Origin of the sequence: Paraplanobispora siamensis (genome assembly GCF_016863175.1) — a bacterium.
GTDB classification, from domain to species: Bacteria; Actinomycetota; Actinomycetes; order Streptosporangiales; family Streptosporangiaceae; genus Planobispora; species Planobispora siamensis.
This window is the reverse complement of the sequence record NZ_BOOJ01000081.1, coordinates 18,382-40,894: the sequence shown is the minus strand read 5'-3', so window position 1 is coordinate 40,894 and position 22,513 is coordinate 18,382. Positions and strand designations below refer to the sequence as shown.

The window sequence follows — 22,513 nt, the reverse complement described above, 5'->3', positions numbered from 1 at the left end:
CCGCCGAGGTCAGCGGACGGCCAGGGCCATCTCACCGGCGCTCCGGCGGCTCAGCCACGCCACCACATCGCCCATGGCGCGCCGCTGGGCGTAGACCGCGCGCTGGCGGGCCGCCCCCGAGCCCGAAACGCGCAGCCGGGCCAGCCCGTCGCGGACCGTGCCCAGGTCCCCGGCCGTCTCCAGCGCCGGAGTGATGCGGGCGAGCAGGTCCTCGACCAGGTGCCAGGCCGGGACCAGGCGGGCCGAGTCCGGTTCCATCCCCTGTCCCTCCAGCCCGTCGCGGGCCGCCCGGCGCGGATGTCGCTCAGCACGCTCATCACCAGCCCCCGCACGACCGCGGCGAACAGGGCGGCCTCGGCGGCCGTGGCGCACACGTCGGCCACCCGCACCTCGACCGTGGGCAGGTGATGGGAGGGCCGTACCAGCCAGTACAGCATCGCCTCATCCAGGATGGCGCCGGAGCCGATCAGCGATGCGACGACGGTCTCGTGCTCGGCGGCGTCCTGCAGGTACGGCGGCAGGGCGGCGCTGGGCCAGCGTCCCCAGGTCATCGCCCGCCAGCTGGCATACCCGCTGTCGGCGCCGGCGGTGAAGGGGGAGTTGGCCGTCAGCGCCAGCAGCGTCGGCAGCCAGGGTCGCAGATGGTTGCCCACCTGCACCGCCTCCTCGCGGTCGGGCACCTCGATGTGCACGTGGCAGCCGCAGCATTTCTCGCCGCGGGAGGTGGCGCCGTAGGCGTGGGCGATGCGCCGGTAGCGGGGATCGTCGGTGAGGAGGGCGTCGTTGGCCGAGTGCTCCAGCGGGGCCGTGCCGCTGGCCACCAGCCGGCAGCCCGTCTGCCGTGCCGCGCCGGCCAGCTCGGCGCGCAGGCCGGTCAGCTGCCGCCGCAGCGTGGCCAGGTCGGTGTGCGGGTGGGTGGCCGTCTCGATCTGGCAGGCCGCGATCTCCCGCTGCAGGAGCTCATGGGAACCGATCCCGGCCAGGATCTGCTCCACGGCCGGGACCGTCTGCCCGGTGTGCGGCTCCAGCAGGAAGAACTCCTCCTCCACCCCCATCGGCGGTACTTCCATGACGGAAGACGAGCCGCGCCGTACCGATCGCGCCGCGGCGGGGGAGGGGAACCCGCGAGCCCCGCACCGCCGCGCCGCCGAACGCCGTTGTGCCATCATGCCCACCCCCGACCGGCAACCGCCTGCATGGCTGCCTTGAGCTGCGATAACGGGCTGCCCTCCAACAGGCGCCTCACACCTTCGTCGCCGGCCGTCCCGGGCCTCGTGGCCGGGCGCAGGTGGAATCGGGCCGCAGTCCGCTCGCTGAACCTTCCCGGCGAACCGGGCGTCCCCCACCCCGCCGGTGAGGCGCGCACCCGCCAGGCCGTGCGGGGTCACCCGTGGGCGAGTGCGGTCGGCCCCGCCGGGACACCGTGGTGAAACCGTTCTGGGCGCCGGGGCGGCGCGGCGTGGACTGAGGCCGGGCGCCGCAGTGATGACCCATCTGCCGGTGCGGACGCCCACCGTCGGATGGGCGGGGAGGCCGGGGTGTTTCCGCTGTCGCGGGGCTGCGGAGCAACCGGGCGGCGTCACATTGCGTCTACCGTATGTGTCGTATCGAAAACACCGCGTGACATCACGAGGCCTGGCCCTCGTTCTGGCCCTCGCCGCGGCGGGCTGCTCCGACTCCCAGCCCGTCGCCCCCGTCCCGACCACGGCGCCGGCCTCGTCCGCCGCGCCGCCGTCCTCCGTCCCGGCGCCCACTCCGGTCCCGGCGACAGGGCCGGGGTCGGCCTGCGAGGACCCGGACCTGCGTGCTTTCCTCAGCGAGGTCGCGCGGCACTCCGACGCGGGCGGCCTGGACGCCGGCGCCCCGGTCTCCCGCTGGCTCACCCTCCTGCTCGACGCCGCTCCCGCCGCGGTCGAGCCGACACTGGAGCACATCCAGCAGGGCATCGCGGCGGCGGAGGCGTACACCGGCGCCCGGGCGGGCGGCGCGGAGGCCGCCGCCCAGGCCCGCAGGCTCCTGACCGCGGCGGCCGGGCTGGCGCAGGTGTGCGGCCTGGCTGACGACTACGGCATCCCCGCTCCGGGAACGGCCTCGCCGACACCCTGACCGGCGCCGGGCAGGCCGGCGAGGGCCGCGCTCAGGCGCCGACGTAGGCCGCCAGGTGCTCGCCGGTGAGGGTGGAACGGGCGGCGACGAGGTCGGCGGGCGTGCCCTCGAAGACGATCCGGCCGCCGTCGTGGCCGGCGCCGGGGCCGAGGTCGATGATCCAGTCGGCGTGCGCCATGACCGCCTGGTGGTGCTCGATGACGATGACCGACTTGCCGGAGTCGACGAGCCGGTCGAGCAGGCCGAGCAACTGCTCGACGTCGGCGAGGTGGAGACCGGTGGTCGGCTCGTCCAGGACGTAGACGCCGCCCTTGGCGGCCATGTGGGTGGCCAGCTTGAGCCGCTGCCGCTCGCCGCCGGACAGCGTGGTGAGCGGCTGGCCGAGGCTGAGATAGCCGAGGCCGACGTCGGCGAGCCGCTCCAGGATGGCGTGCGCGGCCGGCGTGCGCGCCGGGCCGGAGCCGAAGAACTCCCGGGCCTCGCCCACCGGCATCGCGAGCACCTCGCTGATGTCGCGGCCGCCGAGGTGATATTCCAGCACCGAGGCCTGGAACCGCTTGCCCTCGCAGTCCTCGCAGGTGGTGGAGACGCCGGCCATCATCGCCAGGTCGGTGTAGATGACGCCGATGCCGTTGCAGGTGGGGCAGGCGCCCTCGGAGTTGGCGCTGAACAGCGCCGGCTTGACGCCGTTGGCCTTGGCGAACGCCTTGCGGATCGGGTCGAGCAGGCCGGTGTAGGTGGCAGGGTTGCTCCGCCGCGAGCCGCGGATCGCGCTCTGGTCGACCGAGACCACCCCCGAGCCAGCGGGGATCGATCCGTGGATGAGAGAGCTCTTGCCGGAGCCGGCGACGCCGGTGACCACGGTCAGCACCCCCAGCGGGATGTCGACGTCGACGTCGAGCAGGTTGTTCGCCTTCGCGCCGCGGATCTCCAGGGTGCCGGTGGCCGTGCGCACCGTCTTCTTGAGGGCGGCGCGGTCGTCGAGGTGGCGGCCGGTGACGGTGCCGCCGGCCCGCAGTCCCTCGACGGTGCCCTCGAAGCAGACGGTGCCGCCCGCCGTACCGGCGCCGGGACCCAGGTCGACGACGTGGTCGGCGATCGCGATGGTCTCCGGCTTGTGCTCCACGACGAGCACGGTGTTGCCCTTGTCCCGCAGGCGCAGCAGCAGGTTGTTCATCCGCTGGATGTCGTGGGGGTGCAGGCCGATGGTGGGCTCGTCGAAGACGTAGGTGACATCGGTGAGCGAGGAGCCCAGGTGGCGGATCATCTTGACGCGCTGCGCCTCACCGCCCGACAGCGTGCCCGCCGGCCGTTCGAGTGAGAGGTAGCCCAGGCCGATCTCCGTGAAGGAGTCGAGGGTCTGCTGCAGCGCGGTCAGCAGCGGCGCCACCGACGGCTCGTCGAGGCCGCGCACCCACTCGGCCAGGTCCCTGATCTCCATCGCGCACGCGTCGGCGATGCTGACGCCCTTGATCTTCGACGCCCGGGCGGCCTCGCTGAGCCGGGTGCCGTCGCACTCCGGGCAGGTGGTGAAGGTGACCGCCCGGTCCACGAACTCCCGGATGTGCGGCTGCATCGCCTCCCGGTCCTTGGCCAGGAACGACTTGTGGATCTTCGGGATCAGCCCCTCGTAGGTGAGGTTGACGCCCTCGACCTTCACCTTGGTCGGCTCCCGGTACAGGAAGTCGTGCATCTCCTTCTTGGTGAACTCGCGGATCGGCTTGTCCGGGTCGAGGAAGCCCGACTCGGCGTAGAGCCGTACGGTCCACCAGCTGTCCGACTTCCAGCCGGGGATGGTGAAGGCGCCCTCGGAGATCGACTTGGAGTCGTCGTAGAGCTGGGTGAGGTCGATGTCGGAGACCGCGCCCCGGCCCTCGCAGCGCGTGCACATGCCGCCGGTGCGGTTGTAGGTCTCCTTCACGGTCCTGGTGGCGTCACCGCGCTCGACGGTGATCGCGCCGCTCGCCCGGACCGAGGGGACGTTGAAGGCGAACGCGCTGGGCGGGCCGATGTGCGGCTGCCCGAGCCGGCTGAACAGGATGCGCAGCATGGCGTTGGCGTCGGTGGCGGTGCCGACGGTGGAGCGGGGGTCGGCGCCCATCCGCTGCTGGTCGACGATGATCGCGGTGGTCAGCCCCTCCAGCACGTCGACCTCGGGCCGCGCCAGCGTCGGCATGAACCCCTGCACGAAGGCGCTGTAGGTCTCGTTGATCAGCCGCTGCGACTCCGCGGCGATCGTGTCGAACACCAGCGAGCTCTTACCCGAGCCGGACACGCCGGTGAACACCGTCAACCGGCGCTTGGGGATCTCGATGCTGACGTCCTTGAGGTTGTTCTCACGCGCGCCGTGGACCCGGATCACATCGTGGCTGTCGGCGGCGTGCGGGGCCGCCGGGTGCGTGCCCGTCCCCGTGGTCGTGCTCATCGTGTCTCCATCTGCTAGGGATGCCCGTAAGGAGTTCCGGGATCATCATGTCCGCCCGGGTTGATAGATCCGCTATGCGCCCACGATGCACCGGTGGCGGGGCGTCGCGCCTCTGATGTCAGAGGTTCCGGGGGCAAGGCACTCCATGGGGCGAAGATAGTGAGACGGACCGACAGTCCGATGCGTCCGACGGCCGGAGCGGAGAACCCGATCAGGCGGGGGGTGCGGGGCGGGGCACCGGGATGCTCCGGGGGCCTCGCAGGTTGACGTGTTCGCGGTAGGGGGGCGGGTCCTGGAGCAGGACCGGTGCGGGGAGGCGCCGGGTGAGGCGGGTCAGGGCGAGGCGGGCCTCCAGGCGGGCCAGCGGGGCGCCCAGGCAGAAGTGCGGGCCGAGTCCGAAGGCCAGATGCCTGATCTCGGGGCGGTGGGGGTCGAAGACGTCGGGGTTCTCGGCCTCGGCGGGGTCGCGGTGCGCGGCGGCCAGCAGGAGGACCACCGTGGCGCCCCGGCGGAGCCGTACGCCGGACAGCTCCATGTCCTCGGTGGCCACCCGGGCGGTGATGTGCACGGGCGGGTCGTAGCGCAGGGTCTCCTCCACCACGGCCTCCGCCAGGGCGGGGTCGTCCCGCAGCTCGGCGAAGCAGGCCGGGTGACGCAGCAGGGCGAGCGCGCCGTTGGCGATCAGGTTCACGGTCGTCTCGTGCCCGGCGACCAGGAGCAGGCCGACGATGGAGACGAGTTCGTCGTGGCTGAGGGAGTCGCCGCCCTCCCGGACCGCGATCAGCTCGGAGATCAGGTCGTCGCCCGGGTCCGCCTGGCGGTCCGCGATCAGCTCGTTCAGATAGACGTTCAGGGCGAGCAGGCCGTCCAGGGACTCCTCGGACGGCCCGGCCCCGAACCCGTCGATCAGCCGGGTCAGCCGGGACGACCACTCGCGCACCTGCTCGTGGTCGGCCGCCGGGACGCCGAGCATCTCGCAGATCACCGTCATGGGCAGGGGATAGGCGAGATCCTCGACGATGTCGAACGGCCGGTCCCGCTCGGCGGCGCGGTCCAGCAGCCCGTCGACCAGTTCCTCGATCCGCCCCGAGAGCCGGGCGATCCGCCGCGCCGTGAACGCCGCCGAGACCAGCCGCCGCAGCCGCGTGTGGTCCGGCGGATCGAGCGAGAGGAACCAGCGCTGCCCCACCGAGGACGGCGCGCCGGGCGGCATCATGTCGGCCAGCCTCCGGTCGCGCCCGCGCTGGCTGCTCATCCGCGGATCCCGCAGCACCGCCTCGCACTCCCGGTAGGAGGAGATCACGGCTCCGGGGGTCTCCCAGACGGGCAGGTCCAGCGTCGCGGCTCCCAGCTCCCGGATGCGGGCGTAGACCGGGTAGGGGTCGGGCCGAGCCGCCGGTTCGATCAACGCGCCGATCAGCTCCAGGAGGGTGTGGTCCCGCGTGCCGGCCGTCATGCCCGCTCCCGCCTGTAGAACTCTCGCCTGTGGAAGTCCCGCCTATAGAACTTTGTTCCGCCCCATAGTGCGGCGGATCCCGGCGAACCTCAAGGCTCCGGCGAGCGGCGGGGTCATCCTGGCGGATGATTCCAGGACGGTGTACGCCTTATACGGTCCTGCACATGTTCGATCAGAATTACGACATTCTTCCGCAGCATGTGCTCTGCGTGCTCGGCTCCGGCCTGGACCCGCGCATGGTGGAGGAGGTCGTCGGCAGAGCCGGCGGGCCCGGCTTCGTCGTCGACCGCGAAGCCTTCCTACGGGTCCACGACCCTCGGATGCCCAGGTCGTTCGAGGCCTGCCTGATGGACGACTCCTTCGAGGAATCCGACGAGGAGGCCGTGCGGACCCACGACTCCGTGGTGTACGTGCTCTCGCCGCCGATGCCGCAGCACATCGCGTTCAACCCGCGGCGGAGCGTGCTGGTCGGGGAGGAGCACGGCTACAAGCTGCCCGGAGGGGCGTGGAGCGAGGTGTTCGACGTCTCGCGGCGGACCCTGGAGGTGGCGGGCGCGCTGCTGCGCTCCGGCGCCACGGCCGTGAAGAACGAGAGCAGCGGCCTGACGCACGGCCGGGACCAGTGGCTTCTCCTGGCGGATCGGGCGGCCGAGGCGACGGACTGGGCGGAACTGTCCATCGTCCTGTTCAACGCCTGGGTCAAACGGCCGATCGCCTCCGCGAACCTGCTCCGCAGCTGCGGCATGCACCTGCTGGGCGCGCCCGACGTGGAGCTCGAGGTCGACTGGCCTGACCCGGGGCGGCCGACCGGGCAGCAGGTCGGCGACGCCGTGGAGCTGATGGACAACCTGGCGTTCTACCTGCTGACCGAGGACCGGGCAATGGCGATCTCCGACGGCGAGGGGTTCCGCCTGTCTCCCGACGGCCCGCGGTGGCTGCTGAGCAGGCATCCGTGCCACGACGAGGAGGAGAGCTTCTTCTTCAACCCGTACGGGTACTGGCGCCTGACGCCCGACAGCCTCGTCAGCTCGGAGCGAGGCCCGGGGTGAACGGCCGGTGGGTGCCCCGAACCCGGCCCGGGACACCGGCCCGGTGACCGGTCTCCGCGCGGTCGTGGCTCACCCGGCGTTCGCGCAGCCGTGGCTCACCTGGCCACGGCGGCGGGGTCGGCCCACCGGTCGATGACGGTTGGGGCCGGCCGTTCGGCCGCGGTGTCCAGGCGCCGCATCAGCATGCGGGCGATCGCGTGCACCAGGTCGGGCTCGTGGGTCAGGACGAAGTCCACGCCGTCGTCCGGGTCCGGCCGTGCGCACAGGGCGGCCGCGGTGTGCGGGCCGACCACGGCCAGGACCGTCTCGGTGGCGGCCGGGCCGCCGGCGGGCGCCACCGCCATCCGCACCGGATGCGGGGCGGCGGCGATCGGTCCGGGGCCGACGACGCCGGTGAAGGCCACCCTGTCGGCCAGCGACGCCAGGCGGGGCAGCCAGGCCCGGCCGACCGCCGGGTCCGGGTACGCGCCGAGCACCACCGCGTGCGAGCCGGCTTCGGCCGCCGTCGACAGCAGATAGCCGGTGAGAGCGTCGATCATCGACTGGTCCCCGGTCCGGCTGTGGTTGCGTACCGCGGCGATGCCGAACGGGGTCCCGTCGGGCAGGTGCAGTTTCGGCCGGGGCGGGCGCAGCTGGGCGTGGCGGTCCACCGGCCGGCCGACGAGCGCGTCGAGCGGGCCGGGCCGCCCGAACAGCCAGCCCTGTCCCCACCGGGCGCCGAGCGCCCGCGCGGTCGCCACGTCCTGCTCGCTCTCGATGCCCTCGGCGAGCACCATCGCCCCGGTGCGCTCGGCGTGGGCGCCGACGATCGCGGCGGTCGCGACGGTGCCCGGCGCGTACGGGTCGCGCAGCAGGTGCATGTCCAGTTTGATCATTTCCGGCTCGATGAGCGGCAGGAAGGCCAGCGACAGGGGGTCGGCGCCGACGTCGTCCAGGGCGAGCGCCCCGCCGGTCCACTGCACGTCGGCGGCGATGTTCAGCAGCGCCGCCGGGTGGTCGGCCAGGGCCCGTTCGGTGAACTCCAGCACGGCCCGGTACGGCCGCTCGGAGAGCACCACGGCCAGCAGGTCGGGGGTGTACGGCTGGTTCAGCGCGGCCGGTTCGGCGTTGAAGAAGAGCAGCGGCGGCACCCCCTCCCCGGCGTCCCTGGCGATCTCCATGGCCCGGGCGGCGCACAGCTGGTCCAGCAGCGGCATCATCCCGGCCCGGGCGGCCGCCGAGAACAGGGCGTCCGGGAACTCCAGCGGCGAGCCGGCCGGGCCGCGCGCCAGCGCCTCGACGCCGACGATGTTCCCCGTGGAGAGGTCGACGATCGGCTGGTACAGCGGGGAGACCGCGCGCTCCGCGAGCAGCCACGGAATGAGCGCGGCCGGGTCGTCATGCCCTTCGCATCCGGCGCTCCGGCCTTTCGGCGCCATGCCACCCCACCCATCGCACGAGTTCCGATCTTGACGGAACACCTATCGGCGCCGCACGGCCCGACCTTAAGGATCCGGCGGGCTCAAGGATCCGGGGGCTCAGGGATCCGGGGGCTCAGGGATCCGGGAGCCGCTCGTCCCCGGCGTCGGAAGGGTGTTCCACGGCCGTGTAGCGGCGCAGGTCGTCGCCGGTGAGCGGAGCCCCGGGAAGGGCGCGTCCCGAGTCGGCGCGCAGGCCGCTCAGCATGATCTCCACCACGCGGGCCATGGCCTGTTCGCCGGGCATGCTCGGCGGCGTGTAGACGTTCAGGGTCATCAGCAGGGCGATGTCGCCGGGGCCGATGTCACCGCGCAGGGTCCCGTCCGCCTGCGCCCGCTCGGTCATCCGCAGGACTGCGGCGATCACCCGCTGCCGCATCTCGTGCAGGTCGGCGCCGGCCCGCAGCCGCTGGTGCAGGTGCGGTTCCAGCTTCGCCGACAGCGCGCCCAGCCGGATCTCGACGGAGGCGCGCAGGAATCGGCACAGCGCGTGCCAGGCGTCGGGCTCCTCCCGCAAGGCGGTCTCGGCCAGATCCATCAGACGGCGCAGGCCCTCTTCGCTGACGGCGCGCAGCAGCGCGTCCCGATCGGGGAAGCGGCGGTACAGCGTGCCGACGCCGACGCCCGCCCGGCGCGCCACTTCCTCCAGCGGCACGTCGAGGCCCTGCTCCAGGAACAGCTTCTGGGCGGCCGCGACGATCAGGTCCCGGTTGCGGCGCGCGTCGGCGCGCAGCTCCGTCCCGGCGGGCCTGTGTGACTCCACTGTTCCTCCACCGGCAACTGGACGCTTTCCCTCCGCTTAGGATATCGTCAGATAAGCGGAGGAAATCACTCCACTTAGGGAGGCGTCATGAACGAGCGGACAGTGCTGATCTCCGGAGCCGGCGTCGGCGGGCCGACACTGGCCTACTGGCTGGCCCGGTACGGCTTCCGCGTCACCGTCGTCGAGCGCGCCCGCGGGCTGCGCTCCAGCGGGAACCCGGTGGACGTCAGAGGATCGGCCGTGGACGTCGCCGAACGCATGGGCATCACGTCCCGCCTTCGGGAGGCCGCCACCGGCACGACGGGGCTCAGCTTCGTCGACGGCTCGGGCAGACGGGTCGGCCGGATGGACATGCGCGCCGTACAGCGGCGGGGTGAGATCGAACTGCCACGCGGCGACCTCGCCTCGATCCTGTACGAGGCCGGCCGCGACCATGCCGAGTTCCTCTTCGGCGACTCCATCGCGACCCTCGACCAGGACGGGCACGGGGTCGAGGTCACCTTCGAGCGCTCCGCTCCCCGCCGCTTCGACCTGGTGATCGGGGCCGACGGCCTGCACTCGACGACGCGCCGGCTGGCGTTCGGGACAGAGGACGGGACGGAGGGCGGGACGGAGGGCGGGCTGGTGCGCCACATGGGTCTCTACGTCGCCACGGCACCGCTCGGCGGCGAGGCCGGAGCCGGCCGGGACGTCCTCATGCACAACACCCCCGGCAGGGCGGTCGCCGTCAGCCCCACGCCGAGTGGCGACCTGGCGTTCTTCCTCTACCGGAGCCCCGCCGAGCCCGGCTTCGACCACCGCGACACCGAGCAGCACAAGCGGCTGCTGACCGAGGCGTTCGCCGGTGTCTCCTGGCGGGCGCCCGAGCTGCTGGAGCGCGTGCGCGCCGCCGGAGACCTCTACTTCGACTCGGTCAGCCAGGTCCGCCTGCCCCGCTGGTGGAACGGCCGGGTCGCGCTTCTGGGCGACGCCGCCTCCTGCGTGTCGCTGTTCGGCGACGGCTCCACCCTGGCCATGGCGGGGGCGTTCACCCTGGCCGGGGAACTGGCGTCCACGGCGGACGACCCCCAGGCGGCCTTCCGTCGTTACGAGGCCGCGCACCGGCGCCTGGTGGACCCCAGGCAGCGGAACATCGGCCAGGCGTCGGCGCTCATCGTCCCCGCGACACGGGCCGGCATCCTGGCACGGAACCTGGCCACCCGCCTGTGGCCCGCCGTGGCCGTCACCGCACGGCTGTGGCGCACCCTCAGCAGGCCCCCGTCGGCACCGCGAGAGCTCCTGCCGACGAAGGTCGGGGACGCGTAGCCGCCGTCGAAGACCGCGATCGTCCCGCCCGGGCGGACGACGCGCCCGGCCTCCGCCGGCACCTGCCGGGGGTCGGCGACGTGGCTGATCAGGATGTGCCCGGAGAAGCTGTCCCGGCGCGCCGGCGCCCGGGCGGCCAGCCCGGTGCCGCGGCCGATCTCCGCGACGACCCCGGCCGTCCCCGGCTCCAGCGCCGCGAGGTACTCCTCGCGGTAGCCGGTGAACGTCGGGTCGGCTCCGCGGGCCTCCAGCCGGTCGACGAACCGCTGCAAGGCCGCCTCGTCCTGCTCGTTGATGAACTGCATCGCGTCGCGTGGGGCCATGTCGCGCCTCCTGACGGTCCGAAGCGGCCGCCGGCCGCGGGCGTCGCCCACGCGGTGCCGTACGGGGCGGACCGGAGGTGGACGTCGAACATGTCGCCCCGTCCAGCATGGACGACAGGGAGGTCGCGGTAACTCCCTGTCGTCCAGGACCGGCTGGAGATCACCTCAGGCCGGTGTCGACGGCGGTGGTCAGGGTGCCGGTGTCGCCGGACATCTCCCAGATCATCACGCCGAGCAGGCCCTTCTGCCGTACCCACGCGGTCTTGCGGGCGATCGACCAGGTGTCGTCGAAGGTCCACCACTGGCCGCCGTTTCCGGTGAAGCAGTAGGTGGCCACCGCCTGTTCGTCATGCCGTACGGTGCAGCCCGGCACGCTCGCCACGAGGTTGCCGTACCCGCGGGTGCCCGCCTCCTCCTGGAACTGGCCGGGGGCGGCGCCGGTGGCCGGCTGCCACTCGCCGCTCCTGCCGCCGTCGGTGACGCCCTGCCAGCCGCGCCCGTAGTAGGCGAGGCCGATGGTGATCTTCCTCGGGTTCACCCCGGCGTCCAGATACTCCTTGACCGCGTTCTCGACGCTGAAGCGGAAGGGGTACGGATCGTCGGCGTCGGCGTACAGGTTGCCCTGGTGGCCGGTCCGGTTGGGCTCCCAGGAGTTGTCGCTGCCGGCGCCGTGGAAGTCGTAGCCCTGGACGTTGAAGATGTCCAGGTGCCTGGCGACCTCGGCCAGCTCCCAGCCCGCCTCGATCTTGGCGGGGTCCGCCGGGGTGAAGGCGGTCAGCTGGTAGCGCCTGCCGGTCTCCTCGGTCAGCGCGTCGAGCTGCCGGCGGAACTCGGCGATCAGCAGTGTGTTGTTCCGCTTGTCGGCGGGGCTGACATGGTTGCCCGGGTGCCCCTCGGCCCCCGGCCACTCCCAGTCCAGGTCGATGCCGTCGAAGATCCCGGCGGCGGTGCCCGGCCCGCCCGCGCCGTTGTACACCGGCAGGTCGCCCTTGATGTAGAGGTCGATGCAGGAGCTGACGAACTTGCGCCGGGCGGCGTCGGTGGCGGCCACGTCGGAGAAGTACTTCGAGTAGGTCCAGCCGCCCAGGGAGATCAGCACCTTCAGGTGCGGGTGCTTGGCCTTGAGCTTGCGGAGCTGGTTGTAGTTGCCGCGCAGCTTCTCCCAGCCGGTGTCGCCGACCCCGTCCACGGACTGCGCCGCGCTCATCGGCCGGCCGTAGTCGGCGTCCGCGTCACCCGCGCCGTCCCCCTGGTTCGGGTCCTGCGGGTTGGGCGAGGTGCCCTTGGTCACCCCGTGCAGGCAGGTCAGGTTGACCGGGTCGACGTTGCCGAAGGCGTAGTTGATGTGGGTCAGCTTCGCCGCGGCCCCGGTGGTGTCGAGGTTGCGCACGAAGTACTGGCGGCCGTAGATGCCCCACTGCACGAAGTAGCCGACCCGTGCGTAGCCGTCGCCGACGATGTCGGCGGTGCTCGCCTTCAGCGCGTTGCTCGGCGGCGAGACGTTGTCGTACAGGTCCCTGGCCCTGACCGTGAAGGTGTACTCGGTGGACGGCGAGAGCCCGTTGACCGTGGCCGTGGTGCCGGGCACGGTCGTCTTCAGGGTCTCGCCGATGTAGACGTCGTAGCCGGCGACGCCGGTGTTGTCGGTGGAGGCGTCCCAGGCGAGGGAGACGCTCGCCGGGCCCTTGCCCGTGCTGCGCAGCCCGGACGGGGCGGTGGGCGGCCGGGTGTCGTCACCGGGGTTGTTCGTCCTGACCTTCAGCGCCGCACTGGCCGGGGAGGTGTTCCCCTTGCGGTCCCTGGCCTTGACGGTGAAGGTGTACTCCGTGTCCGGGGTCAGGCCGGTGAGGGTCGTGCTCGTGCCGGTGACCGTCGCGGCGGGCGCGGCGCCGCTGTAGACCTCGTAACCGGCGACCGGCAGGCTCCCCGGAGCCGAGGCGTCCCAGGTCAAAGAGACGGTTTTCGTGGTCTTGACAGGGGAGCGCAGGTTCCCCGGCGCGGCGGGCGGGGTGTCGGCCGACCCGTCGCATCTGACGTCGTTGATCCGGCAGTTCTCCGGCTCGGCGGGCGCGCTGAGGGTGAAGGCCGGGCTGTACGGCTCGGTCGACCCGCCCGCGGGCACGGTGGTGTTGTAGTGGGCGGGAGTGAGCGTGACCTGGCGGCCGCTCTGGCTGAGCGTCGCGTGCTGGGCCCCGCTCGCGGTGACCCCCGCGGGCAGGTCGAAGGTGATCGACCAGCCGTTGAGGGCGGCGGCGGTGTTGTTGGCGATCACGAACCCGCCCCGGGTCCCGCCGCCCGTGTAGGTGGCGGTGACCGGCGCGGGCGGGGGCGGGGGATCTCCGCTCCCGTCGCAATTGGCGCCGTTGATCGTGCAACCGGTCGGCTGGGCGGGGGAGCTGAGGGTGAAGGCCGGGCTGTACGGCTCGGTCGATCCGCCCGCCCGCACGGTGTTGATGTAGAACGCGGGGGTCAGCTTGACCCGCGTCCCGTTCTGCGTGGTGGTGGCGTTCTGCGGATTGCCCACGGTGACCCCGGGCGGCAGGTCGAAGGTGATCGACCAGCCGGTGACCGGGGCGGTGCCGGGGTTGCTCACCGTGAACTTGCCCTGGCTGCCGGTCAGGGTGAACACGGCGGTCAGGCGGGCGGCGGCCGCGGCGGGGGCGGCGGGGGCGGCGGTCAGGGCCGCCACCAGGAGGAGTGCGAACAGGATGGGGGGTGTTCGGCGCACGTGGAAACCTTTCTCTTAGGAAAGTTTCCTAACAATTAGGCGGATCGTAATCCCGCCCTCCCGCCTCAACAAGGCCCAATCAGCGTTCGGGGACGACCGGCGCGGGCCCCGTGCTACCTCGTCCGGACGAGCTTCGGGGCGCTCACCCTGCTCGGCGCCCCCGCCCTGGCGACGGTCACCCAGCGGTAGTAGGTCGGCTTGAGGATGCTGGTGCGGTAGGCCACCGCGCCGGTGCCGCCGGTCGTGCGGGTCGCGACCGTGACCCACCGGGAGGTGCCCCCCACCTGCTTCTGCAGCAGGACCGACCAGCGGGGCAGGGCTTTGCCGCGCTGGTCGGTGACGACCGCGGAGACGGTGAACGCCTGCCGCTGCTGCACCTTCGACGCCGGCGCGGCGATGCGCACCGCCGTCGGCCGGGCCGACGCCGGCGGGGCGGTCACCTGCAGGTACCGCACTCCGCTGCTGACGGCGGCCTCGTCCGCGCCGCCGGCGGTCCGCCACCGCACGCCCATCGGCCGGGTGGCCACGATCGTCACCTGCGTCCGGCCGAACTCGTCGGTGACCCCGGCCCCGACGGGCACCGGGCCGCCGCCGTCACCGTAGTCGGCCGTGAGCTCGACCAACTGGTCCGCGAACGGGTTCCCGTCGGTGCCGGTGACCACCGTCGAGTAGGTGACCTGGGCGCCCCTGACCGCCGAGGCCGGTCCGGCGATGGTCAGCTCGCCCGCGGACACCGGGGGAGGCGGGGTCGCGGAGGCCGCGTTGACGACCTCCACGGTCGCCCCGCCGGCGTCCTGGGACAGCACGCGGACGGTGACGTCGCCCTCGGCGGAGGAGAAGGTCGCCCCCTGCGGCAGCGACGACCTGTTGACGTAGTTGTTCACCTCGGGCGTCGGGTCCAGGAGCAGGCTCGCCCGGGTGCCGTACGGCCCGCCGGGCGGACGGCCGCGGTACACCTGGACGCCGTAGTGGTAGAACTGGCTCGCGGTCGAGTCCCGGCCCGCCCGCGTGCGGTACTGCAGATAGTAGGAGACCCCTTCGTCGACCGGGATCCGCACCGCGGGCCTCCCGGCGAGGCCCGCCGACAGCGGCGGGACGGTCACCGTGCTCGTCGTCTCCCGCGGGACCGTGGTGAACGCCTCCGGGCTCAGGCCGAGATGGTCGAGCTGCACCGCGTTCAGGTTCCCCAGGGACCCGTCGTCGATCCCCATGACGTCGATGAAGTCGCCGTACGCCAGCCGCGCGCACTCCGGGTCGTCGGGGAGCACGCCGTCGTCGTGGAAGGTGGAGTCCTGCCGGGTGTCGCAGCTGAGCGAGTCGGAGTGCTCCAGGCTGAGGTTGTGGCCGAACTCGTGGGCGAAGACCTCCGTGCGCGGCCCGGCCGCGGCGACGTAGGCGTAGCCGCCGCTGGCGTAGTTGTCGCCGATCGTGCCCAGGCCGTGCGAGCACCCGCGGTCGGCGGCCGTGCCGGGCAGGATGAGCAGCACGTGGGATCCGTCCGGCAGCCCCCAGCCCAGCCCGCCGAACTTGGAGCGCGCCTCGTCCCACAGTTCGAACGGCTGGTCGCAGGTGTAGGAGCTGGAGTACTCGGGGACGGTGGCCGCGAGGCTGAAGCGGACCTTCCCGCCCGTCTGGTCGGACCAGAAGTCGTCGGTCTCGGCGATCCGGTCGGTGACCTGGGAGAGCGAGGGCGCCGGGTCGGCGGCCGTCGTGCCGGCGGGGTTCACGAACGCGACGTACACCCGGTGCTGGGCCACCGGCGGGGTGGACACCTCGGCGGGCGCGACGTCGAGGACCTCGGTGACCTGATAGTCGCCCGAGGGGGCCTGCGTCACCTCCACCGTCACCTCGGCGCTCGGCGGCAGGGGCTCGCCGGCCAGGGGGAGCAGGTCCTCACCGGTGTCGAGGAGCTGCGTGATCTCCCCGGGCTCCCCCTCGCGGCCCTCCGCCACCACGGCCCTGACGGTGCCGGTGACCGCCTCGCCGGCCGGGGCGGCGACCGGTCCCCGCGGCGGGGCGGCGGCCACGGCGGCGTGGGCGGGGGTGAGGAGGCCGACGGCCAGCAGCCCGGCCGCCAGGACGCTCCGTACCGGACGGTCCGCCGGCCCTCGCCCGAGCACCCCGCGCCGCCGCGGTTCGTGGGATGCGGCCGGAACGGTCCTGCCCTCGGCCATCCTGCGCCTCCTGCTGTCGCCCGATGAGATACGTCGATCTCCGGATCGGCAGCGGGAGGCGGAACCTGAGCGTTCCGGGCGGAATCATCCGCCGGTGGTTTCGGGCGGCGTCATCCGCCGGCGCCGTCGGCCTCCCAGCGCAGCAGGTCTCCCGGCTGGCATTCGAGCGCCTCGCAGAGCGCGGCGAGCGTGGAGAAGCGCACCGCCTTGGCGCGGCCGTTCTTGAGCACCGCCAGGTTGGCGGGGGTGATCCCGACGCGCTCGGCCAGCTCGCCCACGGACATCTTCCGCTTGGCCAGCATCACGTCGATGTCGACGGTGATCGGCATCAGATCACCTCGTCCAGCTCGGCCTGCATCTGCTTGGCCTCGACGTCGCGCGCGACGGCCTGGGCGAGCAGCATCCGCATCACGAGCACGACGAGCGCGCCGCCCAGGACCGCCAGGGCGGCCCCGCAGATCAGCAGGACGATGCCCGGCGGGACGGGTTCGCCCGGCGCCAGCAGGACCGCGAGCGAGAACACCACCAGGGAGGCCGCCACGAGCGAACCGATCACGATGTCCACGTACCGGAAGGCGGCGTTGGAGAACACGGTCCCGCGCCGCACCATCGTCACCAGCCGCCACACGCAGACCAGGATGACCTGGGCCGCCAGGACGCCCAGCACGATGATCAGGATGAACGGGGTGCGCAGGTAGGCGTACTCCGGCCTGAGATCCTCCATGTCGCTCGCCAGCAGCGGCACCATCACCGCCTGCACGAAGACCGAACCGGCGAACAGCAGTGCGAGCACGACGCGTAGCGCGTGCACCGTCAGCTTTCCCATGACAACTCCTCGATCGACTAACGATTAAAATGTATCGATAATCGATAGGCTCGGCAAGACGGATCCGGTGAAGCGGATGACAGGAGGACGACGGAGGCGCACTGTGAGGGCACCATGTGGCGCGTCCGCGCCGCCCCGTCCGCGGGAAGTGCTCATGATCGACGCAGCCACTGTCGAGCGGTACGGACTGCCCGGCCATCTGAGATCGGTGCCCGACGAGATCGACGCCGTCGGCCTGCCCGTCACCGGCGTCCTGCCGCCGGAGCTGACCGGCCGCTACGTCCGCAACGGCCCCAACGCGCTGCCGGGCCAGAGCAGCGGGCTCTTCCAGACCGGGCCGGGGATGCTGCACGGGGTACGGCTGCGCGAGGGCCGCGCCGAGTGGTACCGCAACCGGTGGGTGCGCACGGCCGCCTTCCACGGCCGCCCGTTCGTCGGCCCCGCCGGGATCGACCTGACGGCCGTGCCCGCCAACACGCACGTGGTCCGCCACGCCGACCGCGTCTTCGCGCTGGTCGAGGCCGGTCTGCCGTACGAGGTCACACCCGACCTCGGCACGGTCGGCCCGTGCGACTTCGGCGGGCGCCTGACCACCGCGATGACCGCCCATCCCAAACGCGACCCGGCAACCGGCGAGCTGCACTTCTTCGGGTACGGCATGTTCCCGCCGTACCTGACCTACCACCGCCTGGACGCCAAGGGGGAACTCGTGCACAGCCGGGAGGTGGCGGTGGGGGCGGGCACCATGATGCACGACTTCGCCATCACCGAGCACTACGCCCTCTGGCTCGACCTGCCGGTCACCTTCCAGCTCGAACTGGCCGGTCAGGGCGGCGCGCCGTACGGCTGGGACGAGCGCTACGGGGCCCGGCTGGGCCTGATGCGCCGCGACGAGCCGGACGCGCCGGTGCGCTGGTTCGAGATCGAGCCGTGCTTCGTCTTCCACGTGGGCAACGCCCACGAGGACGGCTCCGGCCGGGTCGTGCTCGACGCCGTGCGCTACTCCCCGCGGGAGTTCACCTCGCTGTGGAGCCTGCTGACGCGCAGCGGCGCCCTGACGGGTCCCGGCGCGGTGGCCGGGCAGGCCCTGCTGCACCGCTGGACCCTCGACCCGGAGACCGGCGGCGTCACCGAGGAGGCGCTGGACGAGCAGGAGGTGGAGTTCCCCACCGTCGACGACGAGCGGATCGGGCGGCGGGCCCGCTATCTGTACACCGTCACCGGCACCGATCCGCGCAGCGTCGGCGGGTGCGCGATCGTCAAGTACGACCTGGTCTCCGGTACGGCCTGCCGCCACGACCTCGACGCCGACACGGTGATCGGCGAGGCCGTGTTCGTCCCCGCCGGGGCGGGGACGCGCGGGGAGGACGACGGCTGGCTCGTCTCCGTCACCACCCGCCGCGACGGGAGCGCCTCGAGGCTGATCGTGCTCGACGCCGCCGACCTGCCCGCCGGGCCGGTGGCCGCGGTGGAGCTGCCCCGCGCGGTCCCGACCGGCTTCCACGGCTCCTGGTTCCCCGACACGGACGTGCCGGGGCACGTCTCACTCGGGGGCGTCGAACAGTGAGGGGCGCCGCGGCTCCGCGGCCGGTGCGGGCACCTGGACGGCGGTGAAGGTCCCGGTCTGGTGGCCCTCCAACCGGGACATCAGCGCGGCGTCCTCGCGCATCTCCTTCTCCGAGGGGGCCAGGACGGCGGCCAGCAGCAGGCCCAGGGTGACCAGGCTGACCACGACCAGGATCGGCAGCAGGAAGTCGACTCCCCGCGCGCCCGGGAGCGGGGCCACCGAGTCCGCCAGCCGCACGTCCATGGCGAGCATGCCGGTGTAGTGCATGCCGCAGACCGCGACACCCATGATCAGCGCGGCGCCGGCGGTGGCGAGCACGCCGCGCACCCGCAGGGTGAACCAGAGCGCCACCGTGGCGGCGACGATCGCGATCGCCACCGAGGCGCCGACGATCACCGGGTCGTAGGAGACGTGCGCCTGCATGTTCATGGCCGCCATGCCGAGATAGTGCATGCCGGCCACGCCCAGACCGGTGAGCAGGCCGCCGCCGAGCAGCGGGCCGGCCTTCAGCCCGCCGTAGGAGACCAGGAAGAGCCCCAGGCCGACCACGATGATCGCCAGGACCGCCGAGCCCGCGGTGAGGGGCACGTCGTAACGGATCTGCGCGCCGTCGACGGAGAAGCCCATCATCGCGACGAAGTGCATCACCCAGATGCCGGTGCCGCCGATGGACAGCGCCGCGCCGACGAGCCAGCGCACCCGCGCGGCGCCCTCGGCCGCCCGCGCCCGGGTGGTGAGCATGAGGCCGAGCATGCAGCCCACAGCCGACATGAGGTAGGCCAGCACGGGGGTGAGCAGGCCGGAGGAGAAATGGTGGACGTGAGACATGTGCCAGTTCTTCGTGAGAGGGGGGACCGAGGAAGTATTACAGCTGCGGTGGCATGCCCTGACCAGCGGGTCCGGCCCCTGACCTGGGCGGTGTGCGTCCGGAGTGTGAATCCCCGCCGCACTCGGGGCTGAGACGCCCCTCCTGCGCCCGGATGATCGGGGCTGTGGTTTCTCGTCCTTTCTCCCGATGGGCAAGGCGATCGACCCGGCTGACAATCGAGTCGGCTCGCACACCAGAGCCGCGTGCCCCGGGAGCCGTCGCACCCGCCACCCGCGGGCCGGCCCGGGCCTCGGCGCCGGGACGACCGGTCTTCCGCGCGGGTCCGGATGCCCGGCCCGGGATCTGATGATTGGAGACCGCGTGCGAAGAAAGGTCCCCCTGCTCACCGCGATCCTGCTCGCAGTCACCGCGCTGCTTCCCCTCGCCCCGGCCGGGGCCGACACCGGCGCCGGGAGCCGGGAGAAGCCCGTCGGGGGCGGGATCACCTGGAGCCCCTGCCCCGAGGACCCGGCCGTCGAGTGCGGCAGACTGGCGGTCCCGGTCGACTGGGCCGCTCCGGGCGGCCCGACCGTCGAGATCGCCCTGGCCCGGCGCAAGGCCACCGACCCCGCGGCCCGGATCGGCGCCATGCTGATCAACCCGGGCGGCCCCGGCGGTTCCGGCGTGGACTTCGCCCTGGCCGGCGCCGAGTACTTCAGCCAGGAGATCAGCCGCCGCTTCGACATCGTCGGCTTCGACCCCCGCGGGGTGGCCCGCAGCCACCCCGTCGTGTGCTCGGCCGACCTGCTCGCCCGCGCGCCGTACCCGATCATGAAGAGCCAGGCCGACTTCGACGGATGGCTGGCCTACAACCGGCAGCTGCGCGAGGACTGCCGGGCCCGCACCGGCCCCCTCTACGACCACGTGGACACCCTCAGCGTGGTGCGCGACATGGACGCCGTCCGCGCCGCCCTGGGCGAGCGGAGGCTGACCTACTACGGCCGCTCGTACGGCACGCTGATGGGGCAGCTGTACGCCGAGACCTTCCCGCACCGGGTCCGCGCCCTGGCCCTGGACAGCAACATGGACCACAGCCTGGGCACCCGGGCCTTCCTGGACACCGAGAGCGCCGCCGCGCAGGACTCCTTCGACGAGTTCGCCGCCTGGTGCGGGCGGGAGGCGGACTGCGCGCTGCACGGCAGGGACCTGCGGGCGGTCTGGGCCGACCTGCTCACCCGGGCCGGACGGGGCGAGCTGCGCTTCCCGGGAGCACCGGAGGATGTACCGCCGCTGACCCAGCTGGGCCTGATCAGCATCGCCTTCGGCGGGTTCTACGGCCCCGAGTGGGCGCAGCTGGCCGAGTTGCTCCTCGCCCTCGACACCGGCACCGAGCCGCCCGCCGGGGTCCTGCCCCGGCCCGCGGTACGGAGCACCGAGGTGAGCGCTGGGGCGAGCGCCGAGGTGAGCGCGTTCCCGCCCCGGGTGTTCTGCCTGGACTATCACCTGCCGATCCGCGACTACCGGGAGTACGCCGCCCACCTGCGCCGCTCGGCGAAGATCGCACCTGACATGCGGTACAGCCCTCTTGCCTTCAGCATGACCGCGTTCTGCCTGGGCCAGCCGGCCCCGATCCCCAACCCCCAGCATCCGCTGCGGGTCCGCGGCGCCGCGCCGCTGCTGCTGGGCAACGCCCTGCACGACCCGGCCACCGGATATGACTGGGCGCTCGGCACGGCCCGGCAGCTCGGCCGCCAGGCGGTGCTGCTGACCTACGAGGGCTGGGGCCACGGCGTCTACAACCGCAGCGAGTGCACCCTGGGCGCCTTCGACGGCTATCTGATCGGACTGACCCCGCCCGCCCGCGGCACCCGCTGCCCGGCCGTGCCGCCCGCCGAGGCGCAGGCCCGGCAGAGGTCGTGGCCGGGGCCGTCCGGACCGCTGCCGAACCTGCCCGGCTGGAGCCTGTCGCCGCGCCCGGCGTACGCCGGATGACAGGAGGGGTCCCGTCCGGTCGGGGTGATCGGACGGGGCCCCGTCACCCGGGTCCCACGCAGGTGGAAGCTAGAGCAGGCGCCGGATGTCGCCGTAGGCCCGGTAGAACCCGCCCCGGCCGGAGGAGCGCACGCCCTCGACGAGATAACGGGCGCCCGCCTCGCGCACGTTCTTGGGGAACTGCACGTTCCACCCGGAGTCGTAGCCCTCGCTGACCACCCGGACCCGCAGGCGCCCGCCGTCCTGGAAGCACTCCACGACGACCCCGCCGTCCGCCTGCGTCTCCGGCGAGACGATCTCCACCGTCGCGGCCGGCTCCACCGCGGCCAGCCCCGCGGCGGCCTTGACGTCCACCGGCTCGGGAACGGTGCCCTCCTGCGCCGCCCTGATCGCCGTCTCGGTGGCGTCGATGCAGGCCAGGGTGCCGTCGGTGGTGACGATGTAGAGGCGGTCGTCGAGGTACTGCATGGAGAAGGCCGAGCCGCAGCCGGTGCCGAGCTTCCACAGGCGCGTGCCGTCGGCGGCGAAGCAGTAGATGGAGGAGTGGTTGTCCCCGGCGAAGACGTAACGGCCGTCCGGGGCGGTGGCGCAGGAGAAGACGGTGGCGTCGCAGCGGTAGACCGCCTCGGTGAGGCCGTCGGACTTGCGCAGCCGGTGCACGGTGCCGCGCGAGGTGCCCGCGTAGACCGAGCCGGCCTCCTGCCAGCCGAACAGCACCGCGCCCTGGACCCCGGTCTGCCAGACGGGGGCGCCGTCGGCGGCGTCGTAGCGGGCCACCCCCGAGGAGTGGCCGTGGTAGACGGCCTCGTCGTCGCAGCGGACCATCCAGGCGGAGTCGCCCTGGCCGGTGCGCGCCCACTGGAACTCGTCCTCGTGGTCGATGGTGGTGATCCGCCCCGCCCGGTCGGAGACGCCGAGCACGCCGTCGTGGATGTCGAGCCAGTAGATGTCGACGTCCTCGGCGATCTCGTAGGCGACCCGGGGGACCTTCCCGCTGAGGTCGTAGACCTTGCCGTCGTCGGCGCCGGCGTAGATCCAGAAGTCGTCGGCGACGATGCACTTGACGCCGTCGGGCAGCCGGAAGCGGCCGGTCACCGTGCCGTCGTGGGTGACGGTGTAGACGTCGCCCCGCTGGTTGCCCACCCAGCAGCGCTCGGCGTCGACGAAGATGCCGAACGCCGCCGCGCCGCTGGCGAAGCGCCACAGCACGGGCGCCTGGCGGGCGGTGGAACGGGAGCTGACGATGCTGCGCCGGGTGACCGGCCGGGCCTGCCGTACACCCCGGACCGCGCTCTCGTACCCCTTGCGGACCTTCTCCCCGACCTTCTTGGCCGCGGCGGCCGCGGCCTTCTCCCGGGTGGCGAAGGAGGAGGTCTTGGTCTGCCCGGACTCCCCGATCCGGCCGTAGGTGATCGTCACCTCTGTCCCGTCGAGCACGACCTCGTAGAACTTGTGCGAGCCGCCGCCGTCCTCGGACAGCTCCAGGTACGTGCTCTGCGCCGCCATCTTCCGCCTCTTCCCTTGATCGGTTTTC

16 protein-coding genes are annotated in these 22,513 nt (G+C 72.7%); 5 read left to right on the top strand and 11 right to left on the bottom strand.

Features of this window, described 5'->3' with window-relative positions; genetic code table 11:
• Nucleotides 1-50: 50 nt before the first annotated feature.
• Nucleotides 51-1,070 carry a carboxylate-amine ligase gene (locus Psi01_RS39610; RefSeq protein ID WP_204069341.1) on the bottom strand — a complete coding sequence of 340 codons (1,020 nt, stop codon included), beginning with the start codon at nt 1,068-1,070 and terminating at the stop codon, nt 51-53.
• A 550-nt stretch (nt 1,071-1,620) separates the two neighbouring features.
• On the opposite strand from Psi01_RS39610, the gene Psi01_RS39605 reads away from it, so the two are divergent.
• On the top strand, nt 1,621-2,106 hold the full coding sequence (locus Psi01_RS39605; RefSeq protein WP_204069340.1) for a hypothetical protein: 486 nt from the start codon (nt 1,621-1,623) through the stop codon (nt 2,104-2,106).
• A gap of 31 nt (nt 2,107-2,137) precedes the next feature.
• Here Psi01_RS39605 and Psi01_RS39600 read toward each other — a convergent pair whose 3' ends face one another.
• Entirely contained in the window at nt 2,138-4,531 is a 2,394-nt protein-coding gene (locus tag Psi01_RS39600) for an ATP-binding cassette domain-containing protein (protein WP_204069339.1), read from the bottom strand.
• Between the two features lie 211 nt (nt 4,532-4,742).
• Nucleotides 4,743-5,987 carry a cytochrome P450 gene (locus Psi01_RS39595; protein WP_204069338.1) on the bottom strand — a complete coding sequence of 415 codons (1,245 nt, stop codon included), beginning with the start codon at nt 5,985-5,987 and terminating at the stop codon, nt 4,743-4,745.
• A 164-nt stretch (nt 5,988-6,151) separates the two neighbouring features.
• Here Psi01_RS39595 and Psi01_RS39590 point away from each other — a divergent pair, with 164 nt between their 5' ends.
• Nucleotides 6,152-7,036 (top strand): hypothetical protein, encoded by an 885-nt coding sequence (locus tag Psi01_RS39590; protein ID WP_204069337.1) that lies wholly within the window; start codon nt 6,152-6,154, stop codon nt 7,034-7,036.
• 95 nt (nt 7,037-7,131) lie between these two features.
• On the opposite strand, the gene Psi01_RS39585 is transcribed toward Psi01_RS39590, so the two are convergent.
• Nucleotides 7,132-8,454, bottom strand: coding sequence for an EAL domain-containing protein (locus Psi01_RS39585; protein WP_204069336.1), 1,323 nt, complete (start codon nt 8,452-8,454; stop codon nt 7,132-7,134).
• Nucleotides 8,455-8,569: 115 nt separating this feature from the next.
• Nucleotides 8,570-9,256, bottom strand: a complete 687-nt coding sequence (locus Psi01_RS39580; RefSeq protein ID WP_204069335.1) for a TetR/AcrR family transcriptional regulator — start codon at nt 9,254-9,256, stop codon at nt 8,570-8,572.
• A gap of 87 nt (nt 9,257-9,343) precedes the next feature.
• Between Psi01_RS39580 and Psi01_RS39575 the strand changes: the two genes are divergently transcribed.
• Nucleotides 9,344-10,561: an FAD-dependent monooxygenase gene (locus Psi01_RS39575; protein ID WP_204069334.1), complete on the top strand. Its 1,218-nt coding sequence runs from the start codon at nt 9,344-9,346 to the stop codon at nt 10,559-10,561.
• 483 nt (nt 10,562-11,044) lie between these two features.
• Here the strand turns inward: Psi01_RS39575 and Psi01_RS39570 are convergent, their stop codons facing one another.
• From Psi01_RS39570 to Psi01_RS39555, 4 genes are all read right to left on the bottom strand, one after another.
• A complete protein-coding gene (locus tag Psi01_RS39570; protein ID WP_204069333.1) occupies nt 11,045-13,612 on the bottom strand; it encodes a glycosyl hydrolase family 18 protein in 2,568 nt (855 codons plus the stop codon).
• Nucleotides 13,613-13,725: 113 nt separating this feature from the next.
• Complete coding sequence (locus Psi01_RS39565) at nt 13,726-15,786, bottom strand: zinc metalloprotease (RefSeq protein WP_204069332.1); 2,061 nt, start codon at nt 15,784-15,786, stop codon at nt 13,726-13,728.
• A gap of 110 nt (nt 15,787-15,896) precedes the next feature.
• Nucleotides 15,897-16,115, bottom strand: coding sequence for a helix-turn-helix domain-containing protein (locus tag Psi01_RS39560; protein ID WP_204069331.1), 219 nt, complete (start codon nt 16,113-16,115; stop codon nt 15,897-15,899).
• A complete protein-coding gene (locus Psi01_RS39555; protein ID WP_204069330.1) occupies nt 16,115-16,612 on the bottom strand; it encodes a DUF2975 domain-containing protein in 498 nt (165 codons plus the stop codon). The genes Psi01_RS39560 and Psi01_RS39555 overlap by 1 nt, the downstream gene beginning before the upstream one ends.
• 154 nt (nt 16,613-16,766) lie before the next feature.
• Between Psi01_RS39555 and Psi01_RS39550 the strand changes: the two genes are divergently transcribed.
• Nucleotides 16,767-18,179 (top strand): carotenoid oxygenase family protein, encoded by a 1,413-nt coding sequence (locus Psi01_RS39550; protein ID WP_204069329.1) that lies wholly within the window; start codon nt 16,767-16,769, stop codon nt 18,177-18,179.
• Here the strand turns inward: Psi01_RS39550 and Psi01_RS39545 are convergent.
• On the bottom strand, nt 18,156-19,007 hold the full coding sequence (locus tag Psi01_RS39545; protein WP_204069328.1) for an MHYT domain-containing protein: 852 nt from the start codon (nt 19,005-19,007) through the stop codon (nt 18,156-18,158). The genes Psi01_RS39550 and Psi01_RS39545 overlap by 24 nt on opposite strands.
• 361 nt (nt 19,008-19,368) lie before the next feature.
• On the opposite strand from Psi01_RS39545, the gene Psi01_RS39540 reads away from it, so the two are divergent.
• Nucleotides 19,369-20,979 (top strand): alpha/beta fold hydrolase, encoded by a 1,611-nt coding sequence (locus tag Psi01_RS39540; RefSeq protein WP_239128388.1) that lies wholly within the window; start codon nt 19,369-19,371, stop codon nt 20,977-20,979.
• A gap of 69 nt (nt 20,980-21,048) precedes the next feature.
• On the opposite strand, the gene Psi01_RS39535 is transcribed toward Psi01_RS39540, so the two are convergent.
• A complete protein-coding gene (locus Psi01_RS39535) occupies nt 21,049-22,485 on the bottom strand; it encodes a WGR domain-containing protein (RefSeq protein ID WP_204069326.1) in 1,437 nt (478 codons plus the stop codon).
• Between the last annotated feature and the right edge of the window lie 28 nt (nt 22,486-22,513).